The sequence below is a fragment of the Synechococcus sp. HIMB2401 genome (assembly GCF_042883245.1).
Classification (GTDB): domain Bacteria; phylum Cyanobacteriota; class Cyanobacteriia; order PCC-6307; family Cyanobiaceae; genus Parasynechococcus.
This window is the reverse complement of the sequence record NZ_JBDJKK010000006.1, coordinates 1-11786: the sequence shown is the minus strand read 5'-3', so window position 1 is coordinate 11786 and position 11786 is coordinate 1. Positions and strand designations below refer to the sequence as shown.

General features: G+C 62.1%; 11 protein-coding genes. 6 read left to right on the top strand and 5 right to left on the bottom strand.

Annotated elements, in window-relative coordinates; translation table 11 throughout:
- Positions 1–55 precede the first annotated feature (55 nt).
- On the top strand, positions 56–148 hold the full coding sequence (locus AAXE93_RS11715; RefSeq protein WP_011365270.1) for a hypothetical protein: 93 nt from the start codon (positions 56–58) through the stop codon (positions 146–148).
- On the opposite strand, the gene AAXE93_RS11710 is transcribed toward AAXE93_RS11715, so the two are convergent.
- Together AAXE93_RS11710 and rimO are read right to left on the bottom strand one after the other, a co-directional pair.
- On the bottom strand, positions 141–1364 hold the full coding sequence (locus tag AAXE93_RS11710) for an MFS transporter (protein WP_390130954.1): 1224 nt from the start codon (positions 1362–1364) through the stop codon (positions 141–143). The genes AAXE93_RS11715 and AAXE93_RS11710 overlap by 8 nt on opposite strands.
- Positions 1361–2737: a 30S ribosomal protein S12 methylthiotransferase RimO gene (rimO, locus tag AAXE93_RS11705; protein ID WP_390130952.1), complete on the bottom strand. Its 1377-nt coding sequence runs from the start codon at positions 2735–2737 to the stop codon at positions 1361–1363. The genes AAXE93_RS11710 and rimO overlap by 4 nt, the downstream gene beginning before the upstream one ends.
- An 85-nt stretch (positions 2738–2822) precedes the next feature.
- Here rimO and AAXE93_RS11700 point away from each other — a divergent pair, with 85 nt between their 5' ends.
- Positions 2823–3752: a vitamin K epoxide reductase family protein gene (locus AAXE93_RS11700; RefSeq protein WP_390130950.1), complete on the top strand. Its 930-nt coding sequence runs from the start codon at positions 2823–2825 to the stop codon at positions 3750–3752.
- Positions 3753–3765: 13 nt separating this feature from the next.
- On the opposite strand, the gene nadB is transcribed toward AAXE93_RS11700, so the two are convergent.
- From nadB to AAXE93_RS11685, 3 genes are all read right to left on the bottom strand, one after another.
- The gene (nadB, locus tag AAXE93_RS11695) at positions 3766–5424 is read right to left on the bottom strand and encodes an L-aspartate oxidase (RefSeq protein WP_390131008.1); all 1659 of its coding nucleotides are present in this window, start codon (positions 5422–5424) and stop codon (positions 3766–3768) included.
- A 70-nt stretch (positions 5425–5494) separates the two neighbouring features.
- Complete coding sequence (gene psbU, locus AAXE93_RS11690) at positions 5495–5902, bottom strand: photosystem II complex extrinsic protein PsbU (protein ID WP_115009316.1); 408 nt, start codon at positions 5900–5902, stop codon at positions 5495–5497.
- Positions 5903–6014: 112 nt separating this feature from the next.
- On the bottom strand, positions 6015–6725 hold the full coding sequence (locus AAXE93_RS11685) for a DUF3120 domain-containing protein (RefSeq protein WP_390130947.1): 711 nt from the start codon (positions 6723–6725) through the stop codon (positions 6015–6017).
- A gap of 110 nt (positions 6726–6835) precedes the next feature.
- Here AAXE93_RS11685 and AAXE93_RS11680 point away from each other — a divergent pair, with 110 nt between their 5' ends.
- Genes AAXE93_RS11680 through AAXE93_RS11665 form a run of 4 tightly spaced genes read left to right on the top strand, consistent with a single transcriptional unit; the run spans position 6836 to position 11644 of the window.
- Positions 6836–7699, top strand: coding sequence for an undecaprenyl-diphosphate phosphatase (locus AAXE93_RS11680; RefSeq protein WP_390130945.1), 864 nt, complete (start codon positions 6836–6838; stop codon positions 7697–7699).
- Positions 7700–7718: 19 nt separating this feature from the next.
- Positions 7719–9116, top strand: coding sequence for a TIGR03279 family radical SAM protein (locus tag AAXE93_RS11675; RefSeq protein WP_390130943.1), 1398 nt, complete (start codon positions 7719–7721; stop codon positions 9114–9116).
- A 24-nt stretch (positions 9117–9140) separates the two neighbouring features.
- The gene (locus AAXE93_RS11670; RefSeq protein WP_390130941.1) at positions 9141–10847 is read left to right on the top strand and encodes a TolC family protein; all 1707 of its coding nucleotides are present in this window, start codon (positions 9141–9143) and stop codon (positions 10845–10847) included.
- The gene (locus tag AAXE93_RS11665) at positions 10841–11644 is read left to right on the top strand and encodes an inositol monophosphatase family protein (protein WP_390130939.1); all 804 of its coding nucleotides are present in this window, start codon (positions 10841–10843) and stop codon (positions 11642–11644) included. Before AAXE93_RS11670 ends, AAXE93_RS11665 begins: the two co-directional genes overlap by 7 nt.
- Positions 11645–11786: the final 142 nt, after the last annotated feature.

Here is an 11786-nt window from a genome sequence, read left to right as displayed (position 1 = left end):
TGGCCTGAACTCAGGCCGGTGTCTGATCTAATGGTGGTCACCTCCGTACTTGCACATGGGCGTCGGCATCTATCTCGGCCTGGTTGGTTCCGGTCTGGTGACGGCTTTTGTGCTCACCAAGCTGCTGAAGGGAATCAAGCTCATCTGAGCGGTTCCAACGTCTTCGCTCCTCGCTTTCGTATCCAGAACACAGCCACAGCAGCGCTAAGGCCGCCAGTGACTGCGAAAGCCGTGGAGAGATTGGTGAACATCACCATCAGGGCAACGATCAATCCACTGAGCCCGCCACCGCCGAGAAAGGCGATCTGGCTGAGCCCAGCCATCCGGCCTCGCATCACCTGCGGTGATCCGATCTGACTGATCAGGTTGCAGCTGCTCAGCAGCCCGGCTGTGCCGGCGCCGATCAGAAAGGCCATGGCCAGACTGAACACAGGCCCTGGAGTACGGGCCATTCCGAGCTGGGCCACTGCGGTAATCAAGCCAAACCCCCCGAGAGTGAGGAACGGGCGCCGGCAGAGACGCTGGCTGTTGCGTTGCAGCACCAGCCCGCCCACGATGCTGCCGCCCGCCAGCACGCTGGTGAACAGCCCCAGATCCGTGGGATTGGGCCCCAGTTGATCGAAGGCGATCAACGGGGCCAGTCCCGGGTGATAGAACCCGATCAGACAAAGCACAGCGGTGAAGCTGAGCACCCCTTGAAGGGTGCTACCGCAGTGGCGCCAGGCATTGAGCAGGCTGGCATCCTGCCCGCCGCTGCTGCGAACTTCCCGATCCCGATGCGGGTTGAGCAAGAACATCACACTGGCGATTGGCAGCAGATAGCTGGCCGCATCAATACCCAGGGCCCAGGCCGGGCCAGTGGCCGCCAGCAACAACCCGCCGATTGGCGGGCCCACCAGCTTGCCCACGTTGAACACCACCGAAAAGCTGGTGAGGTATCCCGCCAGCTGTTCCGGCTGCTCCACCAGGATCGAGCAGTACTTGTTGCGGGCCGTTAACTCATAGGCGCCGGCGATGCCCACCAAAAGGGTGCTGCAGAGGAGCAGCAGCACCTGGGCTGTGCCCTCCAACAGGGGAATCGCCAGGGCCCCCAGGGCAGAGGCAGTCAGCAGTGCCCATTGCGCCTGCACCAGCACCCGTTCACAGCCCACCCGGTCGGTGCGCACCCCCGCTGGACCACTCACCAGCAAGCTTGGAAGTGAAAGAGCGGCGAAGTTCAACGCCAGCACGAAGGGATCCACGCCCCCTTTCATCAGAATCCAGCCCTTGGCGGTGATGCCGGCGAACGAACCCGCCGTGCTCACACCGGAGGCGATCAGGAAAAGCTGGCGCTGCTGCTCGTTCCGCAGTTTGAGGAGGGTCAACCCTGGCGTTTCGCTGCGGCCACCATGGCGCGGGCTCCAACAATCCGCCCGCTGAGGTCGTAGATGTCAGCCCCGGTGATCTCCACCGGCACCAGGCTGCCCGGCGCAGCTTGCTGCCCATCGGCGCCGGGTTGCACCCGCACTTCACCGTCCACTTCGGGTGCAAAGCGGGCGCAGCGCCCCATCATCTCGCCGGTTTGTGGGTTGTGTTGTTCGATCAGCACGTCAACAGTGCGTCCCACCCAGCGGCTGTTGCGTTCCGCTGAAATGGGTTGTTGCAGAGCCATCAGGGCATCCTTGCGTGCTTGAGCTACCTCGGGATCAACGCGATTGGGAAGGTCTGCCGCTGCCGTGCCGTCCTCCGGAGAGAAGGTGAATACCCCCACATGATCGAAGCGTTGGCGCTCGACGAAGCCCATCAGGTGCTGGAAGTGCTCCTCGGTTTCGCCGGGGAACCCCACGATCAGCGTGGTGCGCAGCACCGCGTCGGGGAGTTGGTCGCGGATCTGATCCAGCAGGCGGTCGTTCACATCTGCCTGCCAGGGGCGGTTCATCGCCCGCAGCACCTCCGGATGACTGTGCTGCAACGGCAGATCCAGATAAGGCACCACATTGGGGACCTCCCGGTAGGCCGCCAGCACGTCTGGGGTTAGCCCGGTGGGATAGGCGTAGTGCACCCGGATCCAGGGGATCTCCACGTCGCCCAGAGCCCGCAGCAGTTCCGCCAATTTGGGTCTGCCGTAGAGGTCAAGGCCGTAGTTGGTGGTGATCTGGCTGATCAGGATCAGCTCCTGCACCCCCTGTTCCGCCAGTTGGTGGGCTTCGGCCACGATGGATTCGATCGGTCGGCTGCGCTGGTCCCCTCGCAGTTTTGGAATGATGCAGAAGGCGCAGCGGTAGTCGCAGCCCTCGGCCACCTTGAGGAAGGCCACCGCCTGGTCTGTGGTGCGTTGGCGTGGCAGGTGTTCGTCACCCACAAAGGTGGGAACAGCGCTCACCTGGTTCACCCGCTCCCCCGCTTCCACCCGCTGCAACACATCCACGATGTGCTGGTAGTCGCCGGTTCCCACGATGGCTTTGGCCTCGGGGATCGACTCCAGCAATTCCTCCTGGAAATGTTGGGCCAGGCATCCCGCGATGATCAATTCCTTGCCCTGTTCCGCCAGTCCCACCAGGGTGCGCACCGATTCTTCGCGGGCGTCCTGGATGAAGCTGCAGGTGTTCACCACCACCACGGCGGCATCCCGTTCATCGGTGCTGACGCCATAGCCCGCTTCTGCCAGCAGTCCCACCATGTGTTCTGTGTCCACCCGATTCTTCTCGCAGCCCAGGTGGGCAAAGGCGACCGTCGGTTTCGTCGGGGTGCTGGTCATCACGTCGCCGGCAGGCCAAAGATCAGCCTACGAAGCGGCCTGATCACGCCGGAACTGACAGAATCCGATCACTTGAAGTTCAAGGATGGGCACCACCCGTCTCGTCAGCCGTCGCCGTCAGGATTCCGGCGCTAAGTGGGCCCGCATCGCCATGGCGGTGTTGGCCACCGCTGGGTTGATCGACACCGGTTCGATCACCCTGAAGCGCTGGGGTCTGCTCGGCAACCTCACCTGTCCTATGGGAGCTGACGGTTGCGACAAGGTGCTCAACAGCGCCTGGGGCACGGTGTTTGCCGGGATTCCGCTCTCGTTGGTGGGGGTGCTGGCCTATGGCGCTGTGCTGCTGATGGCGCTGCTGCCCCTGTTGCCAGGGCTGCAAGAGAACAAGGGCGACCTGTCCCTTCGCACCTGGTGGGGGCTGTTCACCGTGTCCCTCGGTATGGCCGTCTTCAGCGGTGTGCTGTTGGGGGTGATGCTGTTCAAGATCCAGGCCTTCTGTTTTTTCTGCGTTCTTTCGGCTGCGCTGTCCCTCTCTTTGCTTGTGCTGTCCATCGTTGGTGGTGGTTGGGACGACTTCGGTCAGTTGCTGTTCCGCGGTGTGCTTCTGGCCCTGGCGGTGCTGCTGGGGGGCCTGATCTGGGCATCGGTGGTGGATCCAAACCGGCCCGACGCTGTGGCCAGTGGATCCGGCGTAGCACCTGTTGTCACCACCGAGAGCACATCCGCTTCGATCGCTTTGGCTGAGCACCTCACCAGCAGCGGCGCCGTGATGTATTCCGCCTACTGGTGTCCCCACTGCCACGAACAGAAGGAGCTGTTCGGCAAGCAGGCTTCGGATCAGCTGAACGTGGTGGAGTGTGCGCCGGACGGTGATGACAACCAGGCCGATCTCTGCCGCAGCAAAGGATTGGAGGGTTTCCCCAGCTGGGAGATCAACGGCAGCATCGATTCCGGAGTGAAAGGGCTCGACACTCTTGCGGAACTCAGTGGCTACAAGGGCGACACCGACTTCTGAATCAGGACTGCCCTCAGTCCCGCACGGCACGGGTGACGATGCCCCGTTGCCGTTGTTGCCGGGAATGCTGCCTCCATTGCGGTAGCGGCGCAGGAGCATCGCTGCGGTAGTGGCCTCCCCGGCTTTCTCCGCGAAACAGGCAGGCCTCCAGCATCAGGCGGCTGGTCAGCAACCTGTGGTGGAGATCCAGCAATAGGTTCAGATCGCGTCGGCTGTTTTCAGCCAAGAGCCTGGGGGCACAGGGGTCTTGCCGTAGCAGGGCCTGGAGCAGTGCCTGCTGCTCCAGATGTTGTTCGTCGGCTTTCAAGTTGCCGATGGCCTGGCGCAGTCCAGCGGCGGATCGTTCCACCCCCGCACGTCGCCAGCAGAGCTGCCGCAGCTGCTCGATGGCGTCGATCAACTGCGAACTGCTGCAGCCGTCGAGGCCCAAGGCAAGCGGCTGCGTTCTGTCGCTGGCGAGGGCCGCTGGGACGGGGCCGAGCTCGATCTCTTTGAGGCGATGGGCGAACACCAGGCACTCCATCAGGGAGTTGCTGGCCAGTCGGTTGGCGCCGTGCAGGCCTGTGCAGGCCACTTCTCCCACGGCATAGAGCCCCGGCAGGGTGGTGGCGGCCTGCAGGTCTGTGGACACCCCTCCCATCCAGTAGTGGGCGGCTGGGGCCACGGGTATGGGCCGTTCCAATGGATTCAGTCCGAGTTCGTCGCAGCGGTCGAGGATCGTTGGGAAGCGTCGTTCCGCTTGCTCCCGCGGGATGGCGGCGAAGTCGAGCCACATCTGCTTCACCTGCTGCCGCTGCATGGCCTGCATCAAGGCTCGGCTCACCTGGTCCCGCGGTGAGAGGTCGCGTTGGGGCAGGTGGGCCACAGGGCTGCCCCCCAGGGCATCCACCAGCACGCCGCCCTCTCCGCGAACGGCTTCTGAGATCAGAAAGCAGGGGGCGTCATCCAGGCGGATGGCCGTTGGATGGAACTGAACGAATTCCAGATCTTCCACGGCTGCGCCCGCCTGCCAGGCGAGGGCGATGCCTTCGCCACAGGCCTGGGCTGGGTTGGTGGTGTTGGCGTACAGATGACCCCCACCGCCGCTGGCCAACACCACGGCGCGGGCTTCGATCCCGTGAAGATGGGCCCCATCCAGCACCTGCACACCGCAACAGCGCCCATCGCGCACCAGCAGTTGCGTCACGCGCACGCCGCGGCGATGCAGCAATCCTGGCCGTTGCTCAACACGATCCCGCAGCACATCCACCAGGGCTCGCCCTGTGCGGTCCTGCACATGCAGCACCCGCCTGTGGCTGTGGGCTGCTTCCAGGGTGGTGGCCAGACCGTCCTGATCCCGGTCGAAGGCCATGCCCAGCTGCTCCAGGCGCTCCACGCAATGGGGTGCTTCCTGCACCAAGAGCCGCACCGCATCGCCATCGCAAAGGCCGGCTCCAGCCAGAACGGTGTCCTCCGCATGGCTGTCGGCGCTGTCCTCGTTGCGGGTCACCGCGGCGATGCCCCCCTGGGCCCAGCGGCTGGAAGAACGACGTCCCGTGTTGCGGTTGAGCAGCAACACCTTGAACTCCGGCGGCAGATCAAGGCAGGTCATCAAGCCAGCAGCCCCGGCACCGATCACCACCACGTCCCAGGGACCTGAGGGGATGGGATCAGAGCTGCGGGGCTGGGCCATCACGGGGACAAAAAAACCGCCGGTGGTCCGGCGGTTCAAGCAGTCACAACCAGTGTGACGGGGTCAGGAATCAGCGGTATTGGCCGTCGTTGATGCGGTCGTCGCCCTCGTTCAGAGCAATTGAGGGAGGGGTGACGGTGAAGTTGTCGCGGTACTTCGCGAACAGCTCTTGCTGACGCTCGGTCAGATCAAGAGAGAGCACGTCGTCAACGCTGTCGTAAGGGCCACCCAGCACGATCTTGCCGGCCATGGTCGGGTACATCCCGGGAAACTGCTGGAAACGGCGCACGGAGGAATTGTTCAAATCCACCTTGCCGTCCCGTGCGGCAATTTTGTCGTCCGCGATGTTGCGGATCTCGTTGCCGGAATACTTGCTGCGAAGGTCGTCGTCGGCGTAGACGCTGCTCGGAAGCACGAGACCTGCCATCAGGCTCGCCATCACCAGTGCGCCGGTCAGCCAGCTCAGAAGCCGCTTCATCTCAACTCTCGATCAGGGGTCGGAACGGGTCGACCGGCAGTGCCGGCTCCGGAAGACTACAAGTCGTTGCGCCGTTCAAGCCTTTGAATCGGGGCAGCTTTTGCAGTTCGTTTCACTCGATCAGGCCACTGAGCCCGGGCTGCAGCAAGGCTGAGAGCAAGAACAAGCCATCCACCCAAAGGGTGGTGATCAAGACGGCAGCGGCCATGGATCCCGCTTCACCGGTGAAACCGCCGCTGTTCCTGCTCAGGCGACGTCCAGCCAACAGAACGAGAACTGCTGAGACCACCAGAGTGACCAGGGGCAGGGGCTGAAGCAGATGTGTCCCCGCTTGATGCAGCAGTAGCGGCGCTTGATCGAGGGAGGCTGTCACCACTGCGGGCCAGAACTGCATCACGCCGGTGGCCGCCATGGCCAGGTCAGTGCAAGCTGTGCCCACAAGGGATGACAAATAAAACGTTGCCGCTAGGCGCCAGCGCCCCTGCAGGCCGCCCAAGGCCACGGGCACGGCGAAGGCTTCCACCGGCAGGTGCAGAACGGGATGGGCCCGCAGCCAACCCCAGAAAATGCAACCTGCCAGCCAGCTACCGCTGAAACCCACCAGCAGGGAACCCAGGTCGGATGTTCTCTGGGAGCGGCTCTGGTGCATCACCAGTCCAGCTGCAACCAGAACTCCGGTGAACAAGGTGGCTGAAAACGGATCCAGCCTTACCCAGGGGGCTTGCAGGAACACCGGCAGCACCACCATGGCTGCGGCGATGCGGGCCACGGGAAAGGACCACGACCGAGCGGGGGCTGATGTTTGCCAGGTGCCGCCGATCAAATGCCCTTTGTGAAGAAAGTCACGGAACCTTAGAAGACATCATCCAGTGACGCGGCTGACATGCCCGCTTCGTCTGCCGGGGATACCGTCAGAGCGACACTCACACGTTGATGGCGGACCCCTCTGCATCCCTCAGCCTGCTGGAGGCCTGCTGGCGTGATCTGGTGTTGGGGGTGGTTCAAGGACTCACTGAGTTTCTGCCGATCAGCAGCACCGCCCACCTGAAGGTGGTGCCTGAGCTCCTGGGTTGGGGCGACCCGGGTGTCTCCGTGACCGCCGCCATTCAGCTGGGCAGCATCGTTGCCGTTATCGCCTATTTCCGCGCCGATCTAAGCCAGGTGCTGCGGGGCATCAGCCGCGCCTTCCGCAATGGCCAGTGGCGTGAACCAGAGGCGCGTCTCGGGTTCGCCATGGTGGTGGGCACCCTGCCGATCTTGCTGATCGGATTAGGGATCAAATTCGTCTGGGCCCAGGGCTATGAACAGTCACCCCTGCGCAGTGTTCCTTCGATTGCCATCGTCTCGATTGTGATGGCGTTGCTGCTGGCCTTGGCTGAACGGGTCGGCGCACGGTGTAAGCAGCTTCCAGGGGTTTCAGGCCGCGATGGCCTGCTGGTGGGGCTGGCTCAGGCCCTTGCATTGATCCCTGGGGTCTCGCGTTCCGGCAGCACCCTCACGGCGGCCCTGTTTGACGGTTGGCAGCGTGCTGATGCAGCCCGGTTTTCCTTTCTTTTGGGCATTCCCGCCATCGCCATCGCGGGTCTGGTGGAGCTCAAGGATGCTTTGGCCGCCAGCCCTGGCAACGGTCCCCTGCCGTTGCTGGTGGGCATTGGTTCAGCTGCAGTGGTGTCGTGGCTGGCGATTGATTGGTTGCTGAAATTCCTGCAGCGCAATAGCACCTGGGTGTTCGTCGCTTACCGGCTGCTGTTCGGGCTGCTGTTGCTGGTCTGGTGGGGCGTTCACGGCGCACACTGAGTTCAGATGAAGCCGGCTTGTGTGGAATGAGCCATCCGCCGGGGTTGCCGTTGCAGCTCTGGATCCAAGTAGCAGTGGTCGTCAACCGCAGCCCGCGGTGGTGGCCTCCGTCGAGTCTGGCTCGATCGGGGAGGAGCTGGGTTTTGAGCCCGGTGATCAGTTGCTCAGCATCAATGGCATTCGCCCGCGCGATCTGATCGATTACCGCTACCTCTGCGTGGAGGAGGAGCTTTGCCTTGAGGTGCGTGATGCCAAGGGTGCGCTGCATCGGGTGGAGTTGGAGAAGGATGCCGATGACGGCCTTGGGCTGGCTTTCACCGAGGCTCTGTTCGATGGTTTGCGCCAGTGCAACAACAACTGTCCGTTCTGTTTCATCGATCAGCAGCCCCCTGGGCGGCGCGACAGCCTCTATCTCAAAGACGACGATTACCGCCTGAGTTTTCTCTATGGCTCCTATCTGACGCTCACCAACCTGGCCGAGGGCGACTGGCAGCGAATTGAAGAGCAGCGTTTATCGCCGTTGTTTGTGTCGGTGCATGCCACGGATCCCGAGCTGCGTTCACGCTTGCTGGTGAATTCGCGTGCTGCCCAGGTGATGGACCAGCTCGCCTGGTTTGATCAGCGCGATCTGCAAATCCATGCCCAGGTGGTGGTTTGTCCAGGACTGAATGACGGTCCTGCCTTGGAGAGAACGCTGAACGACCTCGCCTCCTTCGCGGCTGGCCCCTGGCCGGCGGTGTTGTCTGCGGCGGTGGTGCCGGTGGGGCTCACCCGTTTCAGGCCGGCTGACGATGGTCTGGTCCCTGTGGATCCGGACTGCGCCCGCAGGGTGATTGCTCAGGTGGAACCCATGCAGCAGCACTTTCAGGAGGTTTTGGGCACCCGTTTCGCCTGGCTCTCCGATGAGTGGTACCTGGTGGCGGGGTTGCCCTTGCCGCCCCGGGACAACTACGAGGATCTCCCGCAGCAGGAAAACGGCGTGGGCAGCATCCGTGCCTTCCTTGAAGCATTGGATGCCGCAACTGAGGATTTGCCCAGCGCGGTTCCTCAGCCCCGTCGTTGCAGCTGGGTGGTCGGTCAGATCGTGGCGCAGGCGTTGCAGCCTGTGGCTGAACGGCTGAATGCTGTTGATGGCGTCGAGTTTCACCTGATCGGATTGCCGAGTCCTTACTGGGGGCAGGAGCAAGTGGTGACCGGATTGCTGACGGGACAGGATCTGCTCACTGGCCTGCAGGGCCGAGAGCTGGGCGATGAGCTGCTGCTGCCATCCGTGATGTTGCGGCAAGGGGAGCCCGTTTTCCTGGATGACATGACCCTGGAATCCTTGGCCGCGCAGTTGCCTGTCCCCATTCAGATCGTGCATGGGGCGGCTGACGTCGTGGACTCGGTTGTGGGTGCCATAGGAAAAAGTCCCTAAGCTCCGTGAAACTCCTGGATTGCTGTGCGCCGGATCACCGCGGGTATTTGCCTCGTAGCTGGCGTTGTCTCTTCCGGTGTTCCCCCTGCGCTCAGCGAAGACGCTGTTCAAGTTGATTCGGCCTTGATTGATCAGGCCACGCTGCCGGACGCGATTGACTCGAAGGGTGCCCTTCCCAAGGCAGATCCTTCTGTGATCTCTCCCGCGGTTGATGCGCTGCCGCCTCCGCTTCTTCCTTTGGCGGCTCCCCCCAGCCTGGCTCTCCCTGATGCACCATCTCAGGTGCGTATCCATGAGCTGCGTCCCCTCACCCTCGAAGAATCGCTTCAACTGGCAGAGGTCAATAGCCCTCAGCTCAAAGCAGCGGCCAGTCGGGTGGATCAGGCCAAATCTGGACTCCGTGCAGCCATCGCCGCCTGGTACCCCACCGTTGACCTTTCGGCCAGCGGACTCCCTGAGTATTTCAAGTCGTATTCCTACCGAAACCCAGATTTCGTCACCAACAACGAGACCTACGGTCGTCAGTGGCGGGTCAATGGCAGCTTGCAGGTGAGTTGGGATCTGATCAATCCCGCCCGTGTTCCTCAAATCGCTGCCGCTCGCGATCGCTTTGAGCGAGCCGGCGACTCGTATTTGATTGCTCTTCGTGATCTTCGACTAGAGGTGCAAACTGCCTACTTCGCGCTGCAGCAAGCCGATGAGGGTGTGCGTATCGGCCAGGACTCTGTCAAAGCGTCATTGGTGAGTTACCGCGATGCCCGGGCGCGCTTCAATGCAGGTGTGAATACGAAGCTGGAAGTCCTAGAAGCGGAGACTCAGCTGGCGCGGGACCGCAATATCCTGACTACTAACCGGCGTGATCAGGAGACTCAGCGCCGCAACCTGGCCAGAGTGCTAGGCCTTCCTCAGGACGTCACTCCGACTGCCGCGACCCCCGCGCGACCCTTGGGCCTCTGGGAGCCCACACTCCAGGAAAGCATTGTTGCTGCGTACAACTACAGCGAAGAGCTTGATCAACTGATCCTTGATATCTCAATCAACAACAGTCAAGCCAATGCGTCCCTGGCGGCAGTGCAGCCTGTCGTGCGTTTTGTGAATTCCACCTCGGCGTCGCGCACGGAAGGGCAAAACGGCCAGACATCTCGTAGTGATATCGATATGGGGGATTTCACTTATGGCGTGCAGAACAGCACGGCGTTAACTGCGAGTTGGCGCTTGTTTGACGGTGGGCGTGCTCGTGCTGAATACAGGCGCTCCAAGCAGGCCGCGGAAGAAAGCCGCCTCAATTTTGCGAGAACTCGTGATCAGATCCGCCTTCAGGTGGAGAGAAGCTTTTTGGGTCTGCGAGCCGCCATTCAGAACATTGACACCACAGCCACTGAGGTTCTGTCATCACAAGAATCCCTTCGGCTGTCTCAGCTGAGGGTCCAAGCGGGTGTTGGGGTCCAGAGAGAGGTGGTCAACAGTCAGCGTGATCTCACCCAGGCAGAGTTGAAATATGCCCGTGCCCTTAATGATTACAACACCAATTTGGTGACGCTTCAGCGCCGCACAGGTCTGGATGCCTTGATCGCCTGTAACGCGGTCTCCTTGACGGGAACCAAACCAGAACCGGAGCAAGAACCGATTCCGATCGAGCCCACGCCACTGAAGACCGCTTGCCCATCGGTGGCCACCGCAAGTTCGTCGGTCAATCAAACTGAGACCAGTCCTCTTCAGCCCTTGTGGTGACATCCGTGCTCAGTGACGGTCAACTGGGCGCTGTTCATCTGTTGCTGGATCGCATCCGTGCTCGTCAGCTTCAGGACTTTGGTCAGATCGGCTCCGACGTGAAGCCCGATGGTTCTTTAATTACTGACTGCGATCGCTGGAGTGATGCCGCTCTGGTGGAGGGGTTAGCCAGCATCTCCCCCGGTGAAGGCGTTCTCAGCGAGGAAGGATCGAAAACAGTTCCAAACACGCGGGCCTACTGGGTGGTGGATCCCTTGGACGGGACCACCAACTTTGCGGCGGGCATTCCTTATTGGGCGATTTCCGTGGCCCGTTTCGTCGATGGCCGTCCCAGTGAGGTTTTCCTGGATGTGCCAGCGCTGAATCAACGCTTTGTCGCACTGCGTGGTCGGGGTGCCACTCGAAACAATCAGCCGCTCACCTCGGAGACCCGAGCCCTTGCCACCAGTGCTTGTGTCTCTCTTTGCAGCCGCTCGATTCGGGTGTTGCAGCGCAAACCGGATCAGCGTTTTCCTGGGAAGATCCGTTTGCTTGGTGTCGCCAGCCTCAATTTGGTGAGCGTTGCGATGGGGCAGACCATCGCTTCCCTAGAAGCCACGCCCAAGATCTGGGATCTGGCGGCGGCTTGGTTGGTGCTGGATGAGTTGGGTTGTCCGATTCGTTGGTTGGATGCGGATCCAGCGCAGCTCTCTCCAGGAGAGGACGTTGCCGACCTTGGCTTCCCTGTGCTGGCGGCCGGTTCATGGGCTCATTTGGCGCGTTTTCTCCCCTGGGGAGAGGCCCTAGTGCAGCCATGAAGGGTCGCCATTGCGACCTCGGGGGATGTGGTGTTATGGTTTTGTCTTGCGCGGGAGCCGAGAGGCGAGCGCGCAAGCCGAAGCGCTTGAGGCGAAAGTCTTGATGTGTCTGAGGCGGCTTACGAGACCAAGAGGGAGCGAT